This is a genomic window from Burkholderia contaminans (assembly GCF_029633825.1).
Lineage (GTDB): Bacteria > Pseudomonadota > Gammaproteobacteria > Burkholderiales > Burkholderiaceae > Burkholderia > Burkholderia contaminans.
In genome coordinates, this window is the sequence record NZ_CP090641.1 from 225,983 (window position 1) to 247,003 (window position 21,021).

Annotated in this window: 21 protein-coding genes; all 21 read right to left on the reverse strand. The window is 69.0% G+C overall.

Annotation, left to right across the window (positions count from 1 at the left end):
- Nucleotides 1–105: 105 nt before the first annotated feature.
- Nucleotides 106–1,311, reverse strand: coding sequence for an acetyl-CoA C-acyltransferase (locus tag LXE91_RS18815; protein WP_039350837.1), 1,206 nt, complete (start codon nucleotides 1,309–1,311; stop codon nucleotides 106–108).
- A gap of 17 nt (nucleotides 1,312–1,328) precedes the next feature.
- Complete coding sequence (locus LXE91_RS18820) at nucleotides 1,329–1,814, reverse strand: MaoC family dehydratase (RefSeq protein ID WP_039351242.1); 486 nt, start codon at nucleotides 1,812–1,814, stop codon at nucleotides 1,329–1,331.
- On the reverse strand, nucleotides 1,814–2,614 hold the full coding sequence (locus tag LXE91_RS18825; RefSeq protein WP_039350841.1) for an SDR family oxidoreductase: 801 nt from the start codon (nucleotides 2,612–2,614) through the stop codon (nucleotides 1,814–1,816). The genes LXE91_RS18820 and LXE91_RS18825 overlap by 1 nt, the downstream gene beginning before the upstream one ends.
- Nucleotides 2,611–3,813: an acyl-CoA dehydrogenase family protein gene (locus tag LXE91_RS18830; RefSeq protein ID WP_039350844.1), complete on the reverse strand. Its 1,203-nt coding sequence runs from the start codon at nucleotides 3,811–3,813 to the stop codon at nucleotides 2,611–2,613. Before LXE91_RS18830 ends, LXE91_RS18825 begins: the two co-directional genes overlap by 4 nt.
- Nucleotides 3,810–5,048: an acyl-CoA dehydrogenase family protein gene (locus LXE91_RS18835; protein WP_039350848.1), complete on the reverse strand. Its 1,239-nt coding sequence runs from the start codon at nucleotides 5,046–5,048 to the stop codon at nucleotides 3,810–3,812. Before LXE91_RS18835 ends, LXE91_RS18830 begins: the two co-directional genes overlap by 4 nt.
- A 3-nt stretch (nucleotides 5,049–5,051) precedes the next feature.
- Entirely contained in the window at nucleotides 5,052–5,930 is an 879-nt protein-coding gene (locus tag LXE91_RS18840; protein WP_278068153.1) for an SDR family oxidoreductase, read from the reverse strand.
- A 34-nt stretch (nucleotides 5,931–5,964) separates the two neighbouring features.
- The gene (locus tag LXE91_RS18845) at nucleotides 5,965–7,116 is read right to left on the reverse strand and encodes an acetyl-CoA C-acetyltransferase (protein ID WP_039350853.1); all 1,152 of its coding nucleotides are present in this window, start codon (nucleotides 7,114–7,116) and stop codon (nucleotides 5,965–5,967) included.
- Nucleotides 7,116–8,183, reverse strand: coding sequence for an acyl-CoA dehydrogenase family protein (locus tag LXE91_RS18850; RefSeq protein ID WP_039350855.1), 1,068 nt, complete (start codon nucleotides 8,181–8,183; stop codon nucleotides 7,116–7,118). The genes LXE91_RS18845 and LXE91_RS18850 overlap by 1 nt, the downstream gene beginning before the upstream one ends.
- Before the next feature lie 35 nt (nucleotides 8,184–8,218).
- Entirely contained in the window at nucleotides 8,219–9,388 is a 1,170-nt protein-coding gene (locus LXE91_RS18855; RefSeq protein ID WP_039350858.1) for an acyl-CoA dehydrogenase family protein, read from the reverse strand.
- On the reverse strand, nucleotides 9,385–10,194 hold the full coding sequence (locus tag LXE91_RS18860) for an enoyl-CoA hydratase family protein (protein WP_039350861.1): 810 nt from the start codon (nucleotides 10,192–10,194) through the stop codon (nucleotides 9,385–9,387). The genes LXE91_RS18855 and LXE91_RS18860 overlap by 4 nt, the downstream gene beginning before the upstream one ends.
- Nucleotides 10,195–10,219: 25 nt before the next feature.
- Nucleotides 10,220–11,308: an NAD(P)H-dependent flavin oxidoreductase gene (locus LXE91_RS18865; RefSeq protein ID WP_039350864.1), complete on the reverse strand. Its 1,089-nt coding sequence runs from the start codon at nucleotides 11,306–11,308 to the stop codon at nucleotides 10,220–10,222.
- Complete coding sequence (locus LXE91_RS18870; RefSeq protein ID WP_039350867.1) at nucleotides 11,305–12,237, reverse strand: enoyl-CoA hydratase; 933 nt, start codon at nucleotides 12,235–12,237, stop codon at nucleotides 11,305–11,307. The genes LXE91_RS18865 and LXE91_RS18870 overlap by 4 nt, the downstream gene beginning before the upstream one ends.
- A gap of 8 nt (nucleotides 12,238–12,245) precedes the next feature.
- Nucleotides 12,246–13,043, reverse strand: coding sequence for a CoA-transferase subunit beta (locus LXE91_RS18875; protein WP_039350869.1), 798 nt, complete (start codon nucleotides 13,041–13,043; stop codon nucleotides 12,246–12,248).
- A gap of 10 nt (nucleotides 13,044–13,053) precedes the next feature.
- Entirely contained in the window at nucleotides 13,054–13,947 is an 894-nt protein-coding gene (locus LXE91_RS18880) for a CoA transferase subunit A (protein WP_039350872.1), read from the reverse strand.
- Between the two features lie 9 nt (nucleotides 13,948–13,956).
- Entirely contained in the window at nucleotides 13,957–14,853 is an 897-nt protein-coding gene (locus LXE91_RS18885; protein ID WP_039350875.1) for a VOC family protein, read from the reverse strand.
- Nucleotides 14,854–15,052: 199 nt separating this feature from the next.
- Complete coding sequence (locus LXE91_RS18890; protein ID WP_223274309.1) at nucleotides 15,053–15,469, reverse strand: type II toxin-antitoxin system VapC family toxin; 417 nt, start codon at nucleotides 15,467–15,469, stop codon at nucleotides 15,053–15,055.
- Nucleotides 15,456–15,692 carry a FitA-like ribbon-helix-helix domain-containing protein gene (locus tag LXE91_RS18895; protein ID WP_039351245.1) on the reverse strand — a complete coding sequence of 79 codons (237 nt, stop codon included), beginning with the start codon at nucleotides 15,690–15,692 and terminating at the stop codon, nucleotides 15,456–15,458. Before LXE91_RS18895 ends, LXE91_RS18890 begins: the two co-directional genes overlap by 14 nt.
- Nucleotides 15,693–16,065: 373 nt before the next feature.
- Entirely contained in the window at nucleotides 16,066–16,725 is a 660-nt protein-coding gene (locus LXE91_RS18900) for a hypothetical protein (RefSeq protein ID WP_046196544.1), read from the reverse strand.
- A gap of 792 nt (nucleotides 16,726–17,517) precedes the next feature.
- The gene (locus LXE91_RS18905; RefSeq protein WP_039351252.1) at nucleotides 17,518–18,291 is read right to left on the reverse strand and encodes an SDR family NAD(P)-dependent oxidoreductase; all 774 of its coding nucleotides are present in this window, start codon (nucleotides 18,289–18,291) and stop codon (nucleotides 17,518–17,520) included.
- Between the two features lie 38 nt (nucleotides 18,292–18,329).
- Nucleotides 18,330–19,910 carry a FadD3 family acyl-CoA ligase gene (locus LXE91_RS18910; RefSeq protein ID WP_039350882.1) on the reverse strand — a complete coding sequence of 527 codons (1,581 nt, stop codon included), beginning with the start codon at nucleotides 19,908–19,910 and terminating at the stop codon, nucleotides 18,330–18,332.
- A gap of 45 nt (nucleotides 19,911–19,955) precedes the next feature.
- The gene (locus LXE91_RS18915) at nucleotides 19,956–21,017 is read right to left on the reverse strand and encodes a ferredoxin--NADP reductase (RefSeq protein WP_039350887.1); all 1,062 of its coding nucleotides are present in this window, start codon (nucleotides 21,015–21,017) and stop codon (nucleotides 19,956–19,958) included.
- Nucleotides 21,018–21,021 lie beyond the last annotated feature (4 nt).

The following is a 21,021-nucleotide window of genomic DNA, read 5'->3' on the forward strand; positions in this document are numbered from 1 at the left end:
ACTTACCGTCGTCGCCTGCAAGGCTCCGGGCCTTCGGTCGTTGCCGCGGCCTCGAATGGTCCTGAATGGCGGGCAGCCTGAACACCGCGGCCCGTCCGCGTGCCGCTACGCGCCGACTTCGAACAGCGCGGCGGCACCCATCCCGCCGCCGATGCACATCGTCACGACCGCGTGCCGCACGCCGCGCCGCGCGCCTTCGAGCAGCGCGTGCATCGTCATCCGCGTACCCGACATCCCGAACGGATGGCCGAGCGCGATCGCTCCGCCATCGACGTTCAGCCGGTCGTCGGGAATGCCGAGCGTGTCGCGGCAGTACAGCGCCTGGCACGCGAATGCCTCGTTCAGCTCCCACAGCCCGATGTCGCCGACGGTCATCCCGAAGCGAGCCAGCAGCTTCGGAATCGCGAACACGGGGCCGATGCCCATCTCGTCCGGCTCGCAGCCGGCCACCGCGAGGCCGCGGAACGCACCGAGCGGCGTCAGCCCACGGCGCACCGCCTCGCTGCGCGACATCACGACCACGGCCGCTGCGCCGTCCGACAGCTGCGACGCATTGCCGGCCGTGACGAACGCGCCCTGCTCGACGACCTTGCCGCCGCTCCACGACGGTTTCAGCCCCGCGAGCCGCTCGGCCGTCGTGTCGGCGCGCACGCCTTCGTCGCGCGCGGCATTCACGTCCTCGTAACCGGCCGGGTTGCCTTCCTTGTCGAACAGCGCGCGCCGCACGTCGAGCGGCGCGATTTCCGCGTCGAAGCGGCCGGCCGCCTGGGCGTCGGCCGTGCGCTGGTGGCTCTGCAGCGCGAATTCGTCCTGTGCGGCGCGCGAGATCCCGTAGCGGCGCGACACGATCTCGGCCGTTTCCATCATCGCCATGTACGCAGCCGGCTGATGGTCGAGCACGGCCTGCGAGCGCGCGCGATACACGTTCTTGTGCTTGTTCTGCGTGAGCGAGATCGACTCGACGCCACCCGCGACGACGATCCGTGCGTCGCCCGCGCCGATGCTGCGCGCGGCGCTCGCGATCGACATCAGGCCCGACGAGCACATGCGGTCGATCGCCATGCCGGGCACCGACGCTGGCAGCCCGGCCGCCGCGGCCGACAGGCGGCCGATGTTGTAGCCCTGCGTGCCCTGCTGCGCGGCGCAGCCGATCAGCACGTCGTCGACGTCGGCTGGCGCGACGCCCGCGCGTTCGAGTGCGGTGCGCACGACGTGGCCGCCCAATGCGGGCGCCTCGGTATCGTTGAACATGCCGCGAAACGCCTTGCCGATCGGCGTGCGCGCAACGGAAACGATGACTGCGTCTTCCATGTGTCTGCTCTCTGAATCTAGAAGTAATAGCGGCTGATCGTGTCGGCCACGCAGCCGGGCTTCGCTTCGCCGTCGATCTCGACGGTCACGCGAATCCATGCCTGCACGCCGCCCTCGAGCGGCTCGACACGCAGCAGCTCGCCGACGCCGCGCACACGCGCACCGACCTTCACCGGCGCGGGGAAACGGATCTTGTCGCAGCCGTAGTTGACGCCGAGCCGCGCGCCGTCGATCCGCACGATCTGCGGCAGGAAGTAATTGACGAGCGACAACGTCAGGTACCCATGCGCGATACACGCGCCGAACGGACCGTCCTTCGCGCGCTCCGGGTCGACGTGCACCCATTGGTGGTCGCCCGTTGCGTCGGCGAAACCGTCGATGCGGATCTGTTCGATCGCGAGCCATGCGCTCGCGCCGAGCGTGTCGCCGACGGCCTCGGCCAGTTCGCCGGGATGCGCGAACACGCGGGGCGTCGCGAGCACGAGGTCGAGGGTCGTGCTCATCATGCGTGCTGGCTGCTGACCGACAGCACTTCGCCCGTCATGTACGACGCGTAATCGCTTGCAAGGAACACCATCACGTTCGCGACCTCCCAGACTTCGGCGGCGCGCCCGAAGGCTTCGCGCGACGCCAGTTGATTCAGCAAGTCGGCCGGGGCCGACTTCTTCAGAAAATCGTGCATCGCGATGCTCGGCGCGACCGCGTTGATGCGCACGCCGTATGGCGACGCCTCGAGCGCCGCGCAGCGCGTGAGCGCCATCACGCCCGCCTTCGCGGCCGCGTAGTGCGCCTGTTCCGCCTGTGCGCGCCAGCCGAGCACCGATGCGTTGTTGACGATCGCGCCGCGGCCTCGGGCCTGCATGTGCGGCAGCATCGCGCGCGTCATCCGGAACGTCCCGGTCAGGCTAATGTCGATCACGCGTGACCATTCGGCATCGTCCATATCGACGATGCGGGTCGAGCCGCCGAGCCCGGCGTTGTTGATCAGCACGTCGACGCCGTCGAGCTGGTCCTGCGCTTGCGCGACCAGCGCCTGCACGTCGGCCTCGACCGCGACGTTGCACAGCCGGCCGTAGACCTGTTGCAGCCCCGTTTCGGCACGCAGCGTCTCGACCGCCTGCTCGAGGCGCTTTTCGTGGATGTCGGAGATGAACAGCGCGCGGCAACCTTCTTCCGCGCAGCGGCGCGCGGCCGCGAAGCCGATGCCGGCACCGGCGGCGGCCGTGATCAGCACGGATTTGCCGGCGAGCAGCTGGTGGCCCGGCACGTAGGCCGGCGCTTTCTGGATCTGGGGTTCGGTCATGCGTTACCTCGCGGTTCTCTCGGCATGCCGAGCCCGCGCTCGGCCATGATGTTGAGCTGGATTTCGTTGGTGCCCGCGTAGATCGTGTCCGCGCGGGAGAACAGGAATACGCGCTGCAGATGGGTGAGTTTTTCGTCGGCCGGATCGATCACGTTCGCGCGGGCTCCCAGTGCATCCATCGCGAGCTGGCCGAGGTCGCGGTGCCAGTTCGACCAGAAATACTTGTAGATCAGCGCCTCGCGACGCAGCGGCGTGCCGGCGCCGGCATCGGTGTCATCCGCGCCGGACAGCATCCGCAGCGCGTTGTAGCGCATCACGCGAAGCCCGGCCCACGCGCGGCCGATCCGCTGGCGCAGCACCGGGTCGCGGTCCGCGCCCGATTCGCGCGCGGCGTCGATCACCCATTCGAGCTCGCGGACGAACTGCATCTGCTGGCCGAGCGTCGACATCCCGCGCTCGAAGCCGAGCAGCGTCATCGCGATCCCCCAGCCGTCGCCGGGTGCGCCGACGAGGTCGCGGGCTTGCGCTCGCGCGCCGTCGAAGAACACTTCGTTGAATTCGGCGCCGCCGTTGAGCTGTTTGATCGGCCGGATCTCGATGCCCGGCTGGTCGAGCGGCATCAGCAGGAACGACAATCCCTTGTTGCCCTTCGACGCCGGGTCGGTACGCGCGAGCACGAAGATCCAGTCGGAATCGTGTGCGAGCGACGTCCAGACCTTCTGGCCGGCCACGCGCCACGTGCCGTCCGCATCCTGTTCGGCACGCGTGCGCACGTTGGCCAGGTCCGAACCCGCGCCCGGTTCCGAATAGCCCTGGCACCAGAACTGCGTGCCCGCCAGGATGCCGGGCAGGAAGCGCGCGCGCTGGTCGTCGGTGCCGCATGCGACGAGCGTCGGCCCGAGCAGCCCTTCGCCGATGTGCCCCATCCGACCGGGGCCGCCTGCGCGTGCATATTCCTCGTGGAAGATCACCTGTTCGGCAACAGAGAAGCCGCGCCCGCCGGCGTCCGTCGGCCAGCCGAGCCCGGTCCAGCCGCCCTTCGCCAGTTCCTGCTCCCACGCCTTGCGCAGCTCGGGCCACGCTTCCTCGTCGCCTGGGCCGCCGCGGTATTTCAGGCATGCGAAGTCGCCGGTCAGGTGCGATTGCACCCAGTCGGCCACTTCGTGCCGCAATTGCTGTTCGCGCGTCTCGCTGTTCATTGCAGGGCTCCTGCGCGTGCGGCCGACGGACGAGATGCCGCCGCGGCGGGCGGTGCGAACGCTTCGACACGAGCCGATGCGCCGTCGTCGATCGCATGACACGCGATCCATTCGAGCAGTTGCGGCGTGCTGCCGAACTGCGCACCCGACGCCTGTGCGCGCTTGAAATAGAGATGCGGATCGTATTCCCACGTAAAGCCGACGCCGCCATGCAGCTGGATCGCTTCCTGTGCGCAGAACGCATACGCGTCGTTCGCGGCGGATTTCGCGGCGGCGATGTCGGCGCGCAATGCGTCGCTCGGTGTCGCGCCGCCGGCTTCCGCGTCCCACGCGTGTGCGGCTCCGAGCACGGCCGAGCGCGCGGACTCGATCAGCACCATCATCTGTGCGCAACGGTGCTTGACCGCCTGGAACGACGCGATCGCGCGGCCGAACTGCACGCGCTGGCTCGTATAGTCGAGCGTCAGGTCGAGGCATTGCTGGGCGCCGCCGAGTTGTTCGGCGGCCAGCGCAAGTGCTGCGAACCAGGCGGTGCGCTCCAGCACCTGTGCTGCCGCGTTGCCGCACGCGAACAGCCCGTCGCGGTTCACGCGGACTTCGTCGAGCACGATCCGCGCGATCGGCCGCGTGGCGTCGAGCGAGTCCAGCGGCGTGACGTCGAGCCCCGACGCCGTCGCGACATCGATCGCGAACAAGCCGATCGACTGCCCTTCGTTCGCGATCCGCGCGGGCACCAGCAGCAGGTCGGCATGCGCGCCGTCGATCACCTGTTCGACCGTGCCGGACAGCGCATAACCGCCAGCCGCTTCTTCCGCGACGACCGGCAGTTGCCGCGCACCGGCCGGCAGGTCGAACGGCAGCGCCAGCGTCGCGCTGCACGCACCTTCGGCAATCTTCGCGAGCCAGCCGTTTGCCTGCGGCGTATCGGCGCAGCCTGCGAGCGCGGTCGCCGCGAGGCACGCCGTCGAAAAATACGGCACGCACGCAATGCGTCGGCCGAGCTGTTCCATCAGCACCGTCTGCTCGACCGCACCGAGCCCCAGCCCGCCGGCCGCCTCGGGCAATGCGAGCGCATTCCAGCCGAGCTCGCCTGCCAGCGCGGCCCACAACGCATCGTCGCGGCCGGCCGACTGCTCGAGCGCGCGGCGCACGTCGGCGGACGCGCTGCGTTCGGCGAGCACGTCGGCCGCTGCGTCGCGGATCATCGCCTGTTCGTCGGTGAGCGCCAGATCCATTTCTCAGCTCCCGTACACGCGCTGCGCGGCGCGCGCAGCGGCGAGCAGCTGCGCGACCGCCGGGCCGACCTCGGCCGCCGCCCAGCGCGCGCCGCGATCGACGCTCGGGCCGGTGCGCCAGCCTTCGGCGACCGCGATCATCCCGCCCGCGACCTCGAACACCTGGCCCGTCACGTCGGCCGACAGCGCGCTGCCGAGCCACACGACCAGCGGCGCGACGTTGGCCGGATCGAAGTAGTCGAAGCCGCCGTCCTCGGGCTTCTTCATCATGTCGGCGAACACGCCTTCGGTCATCGACGTGCGCGCGGCCGGCGCGAGCGCGTTCACGCGCACGCCGTAGCGCTGCAGCTCGGCCGCCTGCATCAGCGTGAGCGCGGCGATGCCCGCCTTCGCCGCGCCGTAGTTCGACTGGCCGATCGAGCCTTGCAGCCCGGCGCCCGAACTCGTGTTGACGATCCGCGCGTCGACCGCATGGCCGGCTTTCGCCGCGTCGCGCCACACGCGCGCCAGCACGTTCGACAGGCAGAAGTGGCCGCGCAGGTGCACGCGCATCACGTCGTCCCAGTCGGTTTCCGTCATGCTCGTGAACATCTTGTCGCGGCAGATGCCCGCGTTGTTGACGAGCACGTGTATGTCGCCGAATGCTGCGTGTGCCGCGTCGACGATACGCTGCGCGGTGTCGACGCGCGTGATGTCGTCGGCATTGGCAAGCGCGCGACCGCCGCGCTGCGCGATCTCGTCGACGACCGCCTGTGCGGCGTCGTGCCGGATGTCGTTGACGACGACCGCCGCGCCTTCGGCCGCGAATGCCAGCGCGTATTCGCGCCCGAGCCCGCCACCCGCGCCGGTGATGATGACGGTGCGTCCGTTACAGATTCCCATGCTCATGCCTCGTGGATCGTGAAAGATGGCGCGCTCACAGGCGCTCGATGATCGTGACGTTCGCGAGGCCGCCGCCTTCGCACATCGTCTGCAGCCCGTAGCGGCCGCCCGTGCGTTCCAGCTCGTGCAGCAGCGTCGTCATCAGCCGTGCGCCGGTCGCGCCGAGCGGATGGCCGAGCGCGATGCCGCCGCCGTTCGGGTTGGTCCTTTCGTGCGGGAAACGCGTGTCGGCGAGCCATGCCTGCGCGACCGATGCGAAAGCCTCGTTCATCTCGACGACGTCGATCTGCGACCAGTCGAGGCCGCTCTTCTTCAGCGCGGCCTTCGTCGCCGGAATCGGCGCGGTGAGCATCCACAACGGATCGTCGCCGAGCACGCTCAGGTGATGGATGCGTGCGCGAGGCGTGAGGTCATAGCGCTTCAATGCATCCTCCGACACGATCAGCAGCGCGGCGGCCGCGTCGCAGGTCTGGCTCGCGACGGCGGCCGTCAGCGAGCCGCCCGGCATCAGCGGTTCGAGCGTCGCCATCTTTTCGAGCGACGTGTCCGGGCGCGGCGTCTCGTCGTGCATCACGCCTTCGAGCGGCACGATTTCCCGCCTGAAATGCCCGGCTTCGATCGCCGCCACCGCGCGACGATGGCTTTCGAGCGCATACCGCTCCATCTCGTCGCGTGACAGGTTCCAGTGATCGGCGATCCGCTGCGCGGCGACGAACTGCGACACCGGCGCATCGCCGAAGCGCGCGCGCCAGCCGGTGCTGCCCGAGAACGGGTCGTCGAAGCCGAGCGGCGCCGCGCTCGTCATCGCGGACGAGATCGGGATCTGCGTCATCGTCTGCACGCCGCCGGCCACCACCACGTCCTGCACCCCGCTCATCACCGCCTGCGCGGCAAAGTGCACGGCCTGCTGCGACGAGCCGCACTGGCGGTCGACCGTCACGCCCGGCACCTGCAGCGGCAGCCCGGCCGCGAGCCAGCAGGTGCGCGCGATGTTGCCCGCGAGCGGGCCGATCGTGTCGACGCAGCCGAACACCACGTCGTCGTATTCATCGGCGGGAATCGCGTTGCGCTCGACCAGCGTCTTCAGCACGAAGCCGCCGAGGTCGGCCGCATGCACGTGCGCGAGCCCGCCCTTGCGGCGGCCGGTCGGCGTGCGCAGCGCGTCGACGATATAGGCTTGTTTCATCAGTTCGTTTCCTCGAAGTCGAAGGTCTGCGCGGGGCCGATCGGCAATGCGTCGCCGAGAATCGCGTCGGCCACGCGGGCCTTGTGGAACGCGCTGTCGCCCCAGCTGCCGGAGAGCGCCCAGATGCGTTTCATGAAGATCTGCAGGTCGAGCTCCCACGTGTAGCCGATCGCACCGTGCACCTGCATCGAATGGCGCGCGGCCAGCTGCGCCGCCGACATCGCCGCGAGCTTCGCGTGCGACACGAATACCGCGCGCTGCGGGTGGTCGTCGGCGATCGCCTGTGCGGCGCGTGCCACCACCGGTCGGGCGAACTCGTAGCGGATCGCGACGTCCGCAAGCAGGTGCTTGAGCGCCTGGTACGACCCGATCGCCTTGCCGAACTGCTTGCGCTGCGCGCTGTAGTCGATCGCGACGTCGAGCACGCGCTGCGTGAGGCCCAGCAACTGCGCAGCGACCGCGAACGCGCCGTGGTCGAGCGCGCGATTCAGCAGCGGCGCGGCCGCGTCGGCGCTCGCGACGCGCGTGGCCGCCGACGGCTCCCAGTCGAGCGTGAACAACCGCCGCGACGGGTCGACGCTGTCGACCGCACGCCAGGCGCATTGCGCGGGGTCGACGCGGTGCAATTCGCCGCGGTGCTCGCACAGCAGCGTCTGCGCGACGTGGACATCGGCCGCATACGGGTTCACCGGATGCACCAGCGCGACGCGCGCGCGCCCTTCGGCGATGTCGCGCAGCAGCGCGTCGCGCCAGTCGCTCGCCGGCAGCCGCGCCAGTACGCCGGCCGACACGAGCGCCGTGTCGAGCAACGGTTCGGGGCTGCCGAAATAGCCGTAGGCCTGCGCGAGCAGCGCCCATTCCGCTTCGGTCAGGCCGAGGCCGCCGTACGCCTCGGGCACCGACACGGCCGTCAGCCCCTGCGACGCGAACAGCGCCCACAGGTCGTCCGAGCGCCCGGTTGGCGTGGCCCACAGCTCGCGGATCAGCTCAGGCGTCATCTCGGTCATCAGCAGGCGCTTCACGCTGTCCGCGAGCGCTTCCTGGTCTTCATCGAATACGAAATCCATACGATGTCCGTTCTGTAAAGGTGGCGCCGGCGCGCTTACGCGCGCGGCATGCCGAGCATCCGTTCGGCGACGATGTTGCGCTGGATCTCGTTGGTGCCCGCGTAGATCGTGCCGGCCTGGGCGAACAGGAAGCCGTCGAGCCAGTGGCCGAGCGTCGCGTGCTGCGCGGCCGTCTGCGGGACGACCTCGCCGTGCGCGCCGAGGATGTCGAGCGCGGTCTGGTGCATGCGCAAATCGAGTTCAGACCAGAACACCTTGTTGGTGCTCGACTCCGCGCCGATATGGCCGCCCTTCAGCAGCCGGCTCGCGGTCGCGTAGGTCGACAACGCGTATGCCTGCGCATCCATCCACGCCTGCACGACGCGCTCGCGCAGCGTCGGATCGCGGTCGGCGCTGTCACGGTGCGCGAGATACAGGTCGCGCAGCGCCTGCGCGGTGCGCTGGAACCGTGCCGGCGAACGCAGCATCAGCCCGCGCTCGAAGCCGGCCGTCGCCATCGCGACCTGCCAGCCCGCGCCTTCGGCCGCAAGCCGGTTCTCGGCCGGCACGCGCACGTCGTCGAAGAAGATTTCCGCGAAACCCGTCTGCCCGTTCAGCTGGCGGATCGGCCGCACCGTGATGCCCGGCGCGGACAGCGGCACCATCAGGAACGTGAGCCCGTGGTGGCGCGACGATTCGGGATCGCTGCGGAACAGGCCGAACAGCCAGTCGGCCCACACCGCACGCGTCGACCAGATCTTCTGGCCGTTCAGCACGTATTCGTCGCCGATGCGGGCAGCCGTCGTGCGGATCGCGGCCATGTCCGAGCCCGCGTTCGGCTCCGACCAGCCCTGCGCCCACACGTGTTCGCCGGCCGCCATCGCGGGCAGGAAGCGCGCCTTCTGCTCCGCCGTGCCGAAATCCATCAGCGTCGGGCCGAGCAGGAAGATGCCGTTCTGGTTCACGCGCATCGGCGCGTCGGCGCGCCAGTACTCTTCCTCGAAGATCAGCCACTCGATCAGGTCGCAGCCGCGCCCGCCGAGCTCGCGCGGCCACGTGACCATGCTCCAGCGGCCCGAGTGCAGCGTGCGCTCCCATGCGCGGTGCGCGGCGAAGCCTTCCTCGGTGTCGAAGCTCGGCAGCCGCTCGCGCGGCACGTGCGCGGCGAGCCATGCGCGGATCTCCGCGCGAAACGCCTGTTGCTGCGGCGTATAGGTCAGGTTCATGCGCGGGCCTCCTCGACGCTCGCCTGCGCGTCGAAACGCGCATCGCGCTTCTCGACGAACGCGGCGCGCGCTTCCGTCGAGTCGTTCGTCATGTACGCCTGCAGCGTGAAGCCCTGCTCCCAGCGGTACTTGCTCTCGAGATCGCCGTCTTCGACGCCGTTCAGCGCTTCCTTCGCGAGCCGCACCATCGCCGGGCTCTTCTCCGCGATCTTGCGGGCGATCGCGAGCGCCGCGTCGCGCAGCGTGTCGCGCGTCACGACCTGCTCGACCGCACCGAGGCGGTACGCTTCGGCCGCGTCGATCATGTCGCCGGTGAAGTACATCGCGCGCACCTTCTGCACGCCGAACAGACGCTGCAGATGCGCGCCGCCGCCCATTGCGCCGCGGTCGATCTCGGGCACGCCGAAACGCGCGCAGTCGGCTGCGACGACGATGTCAGCCGCGCCGCAAATGCCGATCCCGCCGCCGAGCACGAAGCCGTGCACGGCCGCGATCACCGGCTTCGGGTTGCGGTGCACCGCACGGAACGTCTCGTAGTTGCCCGCGTTGACGGCGACGATCCGCTCCGGATGCGCGGCGAGTTCCTTGATGTCGACGCCCGCGCAGAAGCCGCGCCCTTCGCCGCGCACGACGATCACGCGTACGTCGTCGTCCTCGCCGAGCGCGTCGAGCGCACGCGAGAGCGCGTGCCAGCCCTGCGCGTCGAGTGCGTTTACGGGCGGATGGGCGATCACCAGTTCGGCGATGCCGTCGGCGCGATCGATCCGGAACGGCGTCGCGCCGGCCGGTTGGTTGGATGCTGTCATCTCATCTGCCTCCCTGTGATGGTGTTCACGCGGCCTGTGCGGCCGCCGCGCCGCGCAATGCGGCCAGAGCGTCGAGCCGCTCGCCGGCTTCCGCGACGATCCGCGCGATCAATGCGTCGCAGGATTCGATCGCGCCGATCATCGCGGCCGCCTGGCCGCTCGGCAGCACGCCTTCATCCGGGCGGCCCTCGACGATCGCGCGCTGGATCAGGAACGGCGCGTTCGCGGCCATCAGCGTCTGGCTGGCGGTGTAGTCGTGCGAGCGCAGCGCCTTGATCGCGAGGCCGAGCATGTCGCCCGTGCTCAGGCCGTTCTGGCGCCGCCACGCTTCGGCGGTCTTCAGCGCGAACCACGTGCGGCGCAGCGGGCCGAAGCGTTCGAGCTTCAGCAGGTACGGGTTGTCGATCATTCGTTGCGGCAGCCCGTCGAGCGCGTCCGATACGCGAATGCGCGCCGGGTCGCCCACCGCGACGTAGCGCTCGAGCGTCTCGCGCGGCACCGGCGACTCGGCGCTCATCAGGAAGCGCGTGCCCATCGCGATGCCGGCCGCGCCGTAAGCGAGCGCGGCGGCCAGCCCGCGACCGTCGAAAAAGCCGCCGGCCGCAACCACCGGCACGCGCACCGCGTCGAGCACCTTCGGCAACAGCAGCGTGGTCGGCACCGATCCCGTGTGGCCGCCGCCTTCCGCGCCCTGCACGGTGACGATGTCCGCGCCGAGTTCGACCGCTTTCGCCGCATGCTTCGGCGCGCCGACGGTCGGCATGCAGACGATGCCGGCATCCTTGAAGCGGCGGATCGTCTTCGCATCGGGCCCGCGGCCGTAGCTCACCGCGCGCAGCTTGTGCTTGATCGCGAGCTCGACGACCTGCTGCGCGTTCTTCTGGAACATGTGGAAATTGATGCCGAACGGCTGGTCCGTCAGCGACTTCACCTTCAGGATCTCGGCCTCGACCTGCCCGGGCTCGAGCGTCGCGCCGGCCAGGAAGCCGAAGCCGCCCGCGTTGGCGGTCGCCGCGACGAGCCGCGCGTCGGCCACCCAGCCCATCGCGGTCTGCACGATCGGGTAGCGGCAACCGAGCAGGTCGCACAAAGGCGTGTGCAGCGTCGTGCTCATGCGGCGGCTCCGTTGACGGCAACCGGTGCCTGCGCCTGCGCCTGCGCGTCGCTGCGGTCCGCGCCGTTCGGCTGGCGCTGCGAGCTGGCCATGCTGCGTGCGTCGTAGCCGCCGAGACGGTCGCCGCTCACCAGTTCGTTGTGCGCATGCGCAAAGTGATGCCATGCAAACGCCGCATCCATCGCCGCGCGCTTGCCCTGCAGTTCCTCGACGTGGTTCAGCGCCTGCTTGGTCAGCGTGAGCCCGAGGCGCGGCATCGTCGCGATCTTCGCGGCGATCGCGTAGGTTGCGTCGTGCAGCCGCTCGCGCGGCACCACGCGGTTGACCATCCCCATCTGGTACGCACGCTCGGCCGGCATCCGCTCGCCGAGGAACAGGAATTCCTTCGCGATGCGCGGGTTCAGCTCGTACGCATGCGCGAAATACTCGACGCCCGGAATCCCCATCCGCACGACCGGATCGGCGAAGAACGCATCCTCCGACGCGACGATCAGGTCGCACACCCACGCGAGCATCAGGCCGCCCGCGATGCACGCGCCCTGCACCATCGCGATCGTCGGCTTCGGCAGGTCGCGCCAGCGCCGGCACATCCCGAGGTACACCTCCTGCTCGCGGGCATAGAGGAATTCGCCGCCTTCCTTGTCGACATGGTCGTACCACAGCGACGCGCGGTCGAACGACTCGTGGATGTCGCGGCCCGGCGTGCCGATGTCGTGGCCCGCCGAGAAATGCTTGCCCGCGCCCGCGAGCACGATCGCCTTCACCGCGTCGTCGTGCGCCGCGCGCCGGAACGCCGCGTCGAGCGCATACGTCATCTTCGAGTTCTGCGCGTTGTGATACTCGGGGCGGTTCATCGTGATCGTCGCGATGCCGTTCTCGACCGCGTAATCGACGACACCGTCGCCGAAGGTCACCTGGGTCGCTTCCATGTCTGACCTCATCCCCGGCGCGGCGCCGGATTGTTGCGCACGATCGTCGCGCGCAGGTTGTGCGGATCGAGCGCACGGACGATGCGCAGGTCTTCCGCGTTCGGCGGGGGCGTCGTGCCGAGGTCGGGTGCGGCGACCAGCGGGAAGCCCGTCGCGTCCTGCACCTCGTCGAAGCTCACGCCCGGATGCAGCGAACGCACGCGGATCGCATGGTCCGGCCCGCCGAAATCCATCACGCACAGGTCGGTGACGATGCTGCGCAGGTCGACGAAGGTCTTCATCCCGGGCAGCCGGCGCGCCGGGTTGTAGCCGACCGTGCACACCATGTCGACTTCGCGTTCGACGAACGTGCGCTTGCCGTGGCCGCTGACGAAGAACGAGTTCGCGTGGTTCGTCGTGTTGCCGGGGAAGCCGCGCGCGCCGAGCAGCTGGGTTTTCGGGCGCGCGTAGTCGTCGCCGAGCCACGAGATGTTCGCCTGGCCGAAGCGGTCGATCTGCGTCGGCATCACGAGCGCATGGCGGCGGCCGTGCCACAGGCAGTCGAACACGCGCTCGTAGGTCATCCAGCCGCTCGCCTTCACGCGATAGCCGTCGGGGCGGGGCCCGAGCGGCACCGGCTCCTCGACGAGATACGCTTCGCCGTCGGTCAGCATCAGCCCGTTGTTGTACGCGAGCCGCGCGAGGCCGGCCGCGAGCCGCGGGCCCGTGCCGATGCCGGTCGCCAGCACTTCGCCGTCGTCGCGCCAGAGCCGCGCGGACGCGACGATCATCAACTCCGCGAGGGAATGGTCGAGAGATTCGCTCACAGGCGCTCCTTTACAGAATCGGCAACGGCAGCGTCGTCACATGCGACAGGCCGCCGACGCCTTCGAGGTACCGGCGTTCGTCCTGGCCGACCACGTCGCGCAGGTACGCCGTCGTTTTCGCATCGTCGTCCGCGCTCGCGCAGTACGCGCGCAGGTGCGGCAGGTCCCAGCCGTAGGCGGGCCCGCACGACGTCGGGTGCGCGCCGCCCGGCGCATGCACGACGCCGGTGACGAGCGAGCGCTCGAACGGGTTACGTTTGGCGGCGTCGAGGTCCTCGCTCGCGAGCGACGCATCGACCGTTTCCGCCGACACGTAGCAGCGCTGTGCGGCCCGCGCCATCCACGCATCGAAGAACGGATCCGGGCCGTCGATGCGCGTGTTGCCCATCCGGTCGGCCGCGTTCACGTGCAGCAGCGCGACGTCGAGTTCGATCGCGGGCATCGCGAGCAGCGTTTCGCCGTCGTCGTACGGCGATTGCACGGTGCGCAGTTGCGGCGCGTGATCGAGCAGCGCGGTGCCGAGCCCGGCGCGCGTCGGCAGGAACGGCAAGCGTGCGGCGGCCGCACGCAGTCCGAGCTGCAGCATCCCTTCGTCGAGTTCGAGCACGTCGACGCGGCCCTGCTCGCGAGCGCGGCGGAAATGCGGTTCGAGCGTAATCACGTCGAGCGACACGAAGCCGAACACCACCTTGCGCACCTTGTTCGCGGCGCACAGCAGGCCGACATCGGCGCCGCCGTACGCGACGATCGTCAGGTCCTTCAGGTTCGAGCGCGCGATTTCGCGCACCAGCGCCATCGGCTTGCGCCGCGGCCCCCATCCGCCGATGCCGATCGTCATGCCGTCGGCGAGTTGCGCGACCACGTCGCGCGCGGACATCATCTTGTCGAGAGGTTTCATCGTCATCGTGCTGGCTTACCGGTATCCGATGCTGAAATCGTGGCCCCACTGGCTCACCTTCGTGGCCTCGAACACCGCGTGCTTCGACCAGTCGACCGTGAGGCCGCCGAAGCCGTATTCGAGATCGAAGCCGCCGGGGGTCTTCATGTAGAAAGAGATCATCTGGTCGTTGCAGTGACGGCCCAGCGTCGCGGACATCTTCACGTCGTGCGCGGCTACCCGGTCGAGCGCGCGGCCCACTTCGTCCATCGAGTCGACTTCGGCCATCACGTGCACGCAGCCCGACGGCACGGCCATCTCGAACAGCGCGAGGCTGTGATGGCGCGCGTTGCGGCAGTGCATGAAGTGAATGCGTTTCTCGGGTTCGGCCGGATCGGGCGTGAACTTCACGCGATAGATGTCGGACAGCTCGAAGCCGAGCACATCGCGCACGAATGCGTCGGTCGCGTCGAACTGCGGCGCGGGCAGCACCGCGTGGCCGAGCCCCATGTCGCCGGTGACGAAGCGCGCGACGCCTAGCGGCGACACGAAGCGGCGGAAGTCGCAGCGCGCGCCCCAGTACAGCTCGTGGCGGTTGCCGGATGGATCGGTGCACCACGCCATCGCCTGCACGCGGCGCAGCGCGGCTTCGTCGCGGGTGGCGCGCACCGGCTCGACGCCCGCGCGCTGCAGTGCCGCCAGCGCGGCATCGAATGCGGCGCCGTCGGGGAGCTCCCAGCCCGACGCGAAATAGCGGTCGGTCGAGCCGGGAACGATCACGTAGCGGAAATCGCGCTCGTCCATCTTCAGGTACAGCGCGCCGTCGGGCGCGTCGAGCGCCTGCATGCCCAGCACGTCTTCCGCATAGCGGCGCCACGCATCGACGCGCGTCGCCTCGACGACGACATAGCCAAGCGCACGGACATCGATCATGTCGGCCTCCTCCTGGTTCAGAATCCGTTGTTCGTGAAAGGATTCTGGCCGGTCGGGGGTGGTGTCACATCGTCTGTTGGGACGAGAGGCGGCGGGGAATTGGCGCGGCACATGTGCGCGCGCAAGCCCGGTGGGACGGGCTATGCATGCGGGAGGAGACGGGAAGCAGGTGCAGGTTGCCGCAGCGCGGCAACCCGGATCAGTCGAACGGGTTCAGCAGCTTGACGCCGGTGCGGGCGAAATCCTCGACGTTGCGCGTGACCACCGTGAGATCGTTGATCAGCGCGGTGGCCGCGATCAGCTTGTCGAGTTCGTGGGTCGGATCGGGCACGCGCAAATGCCCCCACATCTGGCTGATCTCGATGTCGACCGGCAGGATGTTCGGCGCATAGCCGGACAGGATCGTCGCCATCCAGGCCTCGAGCGCCGACGCCTGGGGATGATCGCCACGATGACGGATCAGATCGACGCCGCGGCGAAGTTCAGCAACCGTTACGACGGAAAGATAAAGCGGGCTTGCGTCCGCCGCGGCCTGCCTGAAAAACGCCCGCACGCCACGGTTGGTTCGCTTGCCCTTCCTGATTTCGCTGATGATATTCGTGTCAATCAAATACACGCCTGGCCTCGCCGGAATCCTGAACACGTTGAAAATCCGCGTCGTCGCCAACATCGGGCATGCTCATCAGCACTTGCGCAAATGTCTTCCGCTTCGGCCGGCCGAGCGCATCGGCCAGGATGGCCCGATGTTCGGCCTCGGCACTCCTGCCATTTGCCGCAGCCTGCTCGCGCAGGCTCTGAACGATACTGTCATCCACGTTACGCACCAGTAGATTTGCCATGAGTTCCTCCATCCGGGTTTGATATCAATGATAGCGCTACGAGGGCGAATTGCAATCATTGTTATCATCGCCGTTGACGGAAGGAGGACAGTGATTGGCGTCGGCGAACGGCAACGGGCCGCATGAATCCTCTCGGCATGCCCCGCTCGCCCGACGGGTCGAATTGCTGTCTGCAAGGTAAGCCGGAACGGAACGGTAGAAAAGCCGGCCGATCGGCTATTCGCCCCGTCTTGTGAAGGCGCACGCACACGCTGCAGCGACACGGCTGCATTCACCGCCTCCGCGCGCCGTACTCGCGTCGGTCGTCAAACGGCAGTCTTGCCAACCCTCGTTGCCACGCCCGTTTCGGCACACGCAACGACGTCTCTACCACTCAGAACCGATACGAGATCCCGATCTGCAAAACCGGGTACCACCGATAGCGCGACATCACCTGCCGCAGCGAATCCAGCCCGCTCGAGGCCAGGATCTGGCTCTTCGCCGGCCCGGCCGCAGCTGCCAGTTCAGGCGACAGCGTGTACGAACATTTCGGTATCCCGTACGCCACGCCGAGATCGGCAACGAACCCCAGCCCCTTGGAAGCCGGCCGGTGCCCGTAGCCGATCCCGAAGTACGGCATCACGGTCGGATAGCGCGCTTCCGCCACCGCGACCATCCCCGGCATCGCCGGATAGTGCTTGCCGCCGAACACGTAAGAGCCATTGGTCGGCACCGATACGCCACGGAGATCATCGTCGTTGAAGCGCAGACCGAGCGTCGCCCGGAAGCCGCTGCCGCGCCACGGAAAGATGTCCGCGTACAGGCCGCCCTGGCGCAGCTTCAGGTCGTCCTGATAGCGATTGCCGGCCACCGTGAAGTCATGCGACAGATCGATCGCATTGAAGTCCGCATGCGCGCCCAGCATCGAATTGAAGCTCACGGCCGCGCCGATGCCGACGCCCTGCGTGCCGCCCTGCAGGTAGATCTCCTGCGCGAATGCATGCATGCTCGCGGCGCACGTCACCGCGACCGCTGCCCATTGGTTCACCGTCATTTTCACGGGCGCCTCCCCCGACACGTGCCGGGCGCGCCTCGCCAACGCATGCGGCCTGCGCCGCCCTGCGTGATGCGAACCCCGGCACGACACCTTGCAAGCACGCTTGCTGTTCGACGGACCGGGAACGCGTTGCCCCGTGCGCATGACCGATACGACATGCGCGGCATGTACACCGCTCCAGGCGGCGCCCGCGCCCCGATCCGATTCCCCGTTTGTTTCGATGTCGTTGCGTGCCGCCGATGCGTTCATCGTGGTTGCGTGTTTCGTTTGCACCGGCGGCACCGGGTCAACCGCAAAGCGCGTGCCATGCCGCTCGAACCGAAGCGGAACAAGCGTCACGTCAAAACACGGGCGGTCACGCGGCGTGTAATCGGAGGAAATGTTTCAGGAACGCATCCTTATTCGGCAGACAAAGCCGGGACACGCGAGCCGAGATGTCCGCATCGATGCCGCAATGCGTGTTGAACGAGGCGGGACGGACTTCAGCGCGTGCGAGTCGTCGTTGCCGTCAAGTACACGCGGCGCAACGTGCGCAGGAAACGTTGCAAGGATGTGACCTCGTGCTGCTCGAGCGCGTGGCCGATGCGCGATTGCGCGTGGCGATGAGGGTGAATACCGATGCGTGCGCATGCATCTTGTCCGCGTCACGTACCGATGTGACAGGCGAGCCGAAACGAACGCCGATCGACGTTTCGGCCGGCGCCGTCGACGATCTGAAGAGGGGGCATGTCGACGCCGATGACGACCGACGCTCGAGCGCGGTCGCCCAGACAGGCGTGTTTGCCCCCGCTACAACCCATAACCTCCGGACACATTCAGTTGCTGCCCGGTAATGTAATTGGCCCGATCCGACGCCAGAAACACCGCCGCCCGTCCGACATCGTGCGCCTTCCCCCAGCGCTTGAGCGCGAGCATCTTCTGCGTCTCGTCGATCCACGCCTGGTCGAACTGCCCCTGTTCGAGCAGCACCGGAAACATCCCGGCCTCGATCACACCGACCAGGATCGAATTCGCGCGAATGTCGTAACGCCCCTCCTCGCGCGCCAGCCCTTTCACCAGCGCCTCGTTCGCCGCCTTCGGCGCGACCGACAGCCCGTCGCGATCTGGCCAGCGCAGGTGCCCGGCTGACCCGAGCGTCACGAACGATCCGCCGCCCGACGCACGGAAGTGCGGCAACGCAGCCTTCGCCGCCACGAAGAAGCCGACCGTCTCGACGTCGATCGCGCGGCGCCAGTCGTCGTGCGTCATGTCGCCGATATGACGCTGGTTCACGAACGGCCCGGCCGCCCAGACGACCGTATGCACGCGGCCATGCGCGTCGATCGCCGCCGCGAGCGCGCCATCGACCTGTGCGGGATCGGTCACGTCCGCGCAGTGCGTGGTGGCCGCGACGCCTTCGCCGCGAATGTCGCGCGCCACGCGCTCGGCCACGTCGGCCTTGCTCCGATAGCCCACCGCAACCGGCACGCCGGCACGCGCAAACTCGAGCGCGACACCCTGCCCGATCCCGCCGCTGCCGCCGAACACCAGCACCGCGCCCTGCGCAAACCCGTTGTCGTTCATGCGCTCATCCCGTTCGTGTGTCGCGGCGGCGCCCACGCTCATGCCGCCGCTTCGGTCCCCGCCCGCAGGCGGTACTTCAGCACCTTGCCGGCCGCGCTCGTCGGCAGTTGCTCGACGAACGTGAAATACCGCGGCACCTTGTAGTTCGCCATGTTGCGGCGGGCCCAGTCGTTCAGTTCGTCGGCGTCGGCGTGCACGCCCGGCCGCAGCACGACATACGCGTGCCCCACTTCGCCGAGCCGCGTATCGGGCACGCCGACCAGCGCAACCTGCGCGATCGCCGGATGCGCGGCGAGCAGCCGCTCGATCTCCGCCGGGTAACAGTTGAAGCCGCCGACGATGAACATGTCCTTGATGCGATCGGTGATCTTCAGGTTGCCGTTCGCATCGACGCAGCCGAGATCGCCCGTATGCAGCCAGCCGTCCGCATCGATGGCCTCGCGCGTCGCGTCCGGCTGGTTGAAGTAGCCGCGCATCACGTTGTAGCCGCGCACCCAGATCTCGCCGGTCTCGTCCGGCCCGAGCGGCGCGCCGCCCTGGCCCGCGATGCGCAACTCGACCTCCGGCATCGGGCGCCCCGACGTATGGGCAACGGTTTGCGCATCGTCGCCCTGGCGGCACAGCGTCGCGAAGCCGCACGATTCGGTCAGCCCGTAGCCGGTCAGCACCGTCTCGAAACCGAGTTCCGCGCGCATCCGCTCGATCAGGCTCGGCGCGATCGCCGCTGCGCCCGTCACCGCGATCCGCAGCGACGACAGGTCGCGCGTCGCGCGATCGGGCGCGTCGAGCAGCGCGTAGTACAGCGTCGGCGGGCCGGGCAGCACCGAGACGCGATCGTCGGCGACGCGCCGCAGCACGTCGGCCGGCTGGAACACGAGATGCGGCAGCACGGTCGCGCCGCTCGACAGCGCAGCGAGCCAGCCGGCCTTGTAGCCGAACGTGTGGAAGAACGGATTGACGATCAGGTAGCGGTCGTCGGCACGCACGCCGGCGATCGCCGCCCACGCCTGCGCGGCGCGCAGGTTCTGGCCGTGCGCGGTCATCACGCCTTTCGGGCGGCCCGTCGTGCCGGACGTGAACATCAGGTCCATCACGGTGTCGGGCGTGACCTGCGCCTCGCGTTCGCGCACCGCGGCCAGCGGCACCTCGGCGCCGCGCGCGAGGAATGCGTCCCAGGTCTCGTCGCGCGCGCCGGCCAGCGGCTCGCCGTCGAACACGACTACGCGCTCGAGCGTCGCGGGCCGGTGCGGCGCGAGCATCGCCGGATAGGATTCGCCGAGGAAGGTGCCGCAGCAGAACAGCAACCGTGCGCCGCCGTCGTGCAGGATGCCGCCCACCTCCATCCCCTTCATCCGCGTATTGACCGGCACGAGGATCGCGCCGACGGTGTGGATCGCCAGCGCCGCGACGATCCATTGCGGCAGGTTCGGCGCCCACACCGCGACGCGGTCGCCTGTCTCGATACCGCTCGCGAGCAGCGCGCGGGCCGCGGCGACGCGCGCCGCGTCGAGTTCCGCGTAGGTCAGCCGGCCATGCTCCGACTCGATCGCCGGATGCGCGCCGTGGCGCGCGGCTGCCCGGGCGATCAGCGCGGGCGTGGTCAGGATTTCGTTGTCCATCGTCTTAGATCAGGGTGGCCGTGCGCGCCGCCGGCGCGCGACGGCTCAGTCGGGAAACACCACGCGCAGCGCATCGCTCGCGGGCCGTGCACAACAGGCGAGCGTCCAGCCGGCCGCGATCTCGTCGTCGTCGAGCACGTGGTTGCTGTCGAGCGCGACTTCGCCACGCTCGATCCGGCACATGCACGCGCCGCACTGCCCCATCCGGCAGGAATTCGGCGCCGGCACGCCCGCGCGCAGCATCGCGTCGAGCAGCGTTTCGCCGGGGGCGCTGTCGAACGCGAACGCGTCGCCGTCGAGCACCGTCTCGATCGCCGCGCCGTCGCCGGATGCCGAGGCCGCCGCTGCAACGCTTGACGCCGTCGCATCCGCCGACGCCGCCCCCGGTGCCGGTGCATCGGGCAGCGATGCAAAACGCTCGACATGTACCCGCGAGCGCGGCAGCCCGAGGCCGAGCATCGCGGCCAGCGCGTTCTCCATGAACAGCGCGGGCCCGCAGATGAACGTCTCCTGCTGGCTGAACGGCCGGGCGAGTTCCTCGAGATGGCGCTGCTGCGGGATGCCCTGCACGCTGTCGAGCCAGTGGATCACGCGCACACGGCCCGGATGGCGCTGCGCGAGCTGCTGCAGCTCGGCGCGGAAAATCACCGATCGTTCGTCGCGGTTCGCGTAGATCAGCGTCAGCATCCCGCGTCCGTGCACGAGCGCCGATTTCAGGATCGACAGCACCGGCGTGATGCCGCTGCCGCCCGCGAACAGCAGCAGGTCGCCATCGAGCGTGCGGGGCGTGAATACGCCGGCCGGCGGCAGCACGTCGAGCGCGTCGCCCGCGCGAATGCGGTCGCACAGCCAGTTCGACGCGCGGCCGTCGCGCACGCGCTTGACGGTGATCTTCGGCGCGGCGTCGATGCCGGGCGCGCTCGACAGCGAGTAACAGCGTGCGACGGGCGCATCCGCGCACGGCACGTTCAGCGTCAGGAACTGACCGGGCCGGTACGCGAATGCGTCGCGCAAAGCGGCCGGCACGTCGAACACGAACGAGCACGCGTCGTCGCTTTCGGCAATCACGTCGGCCACGGTCAGCCGATGGAAGCGCGAATCGCTCATGGCC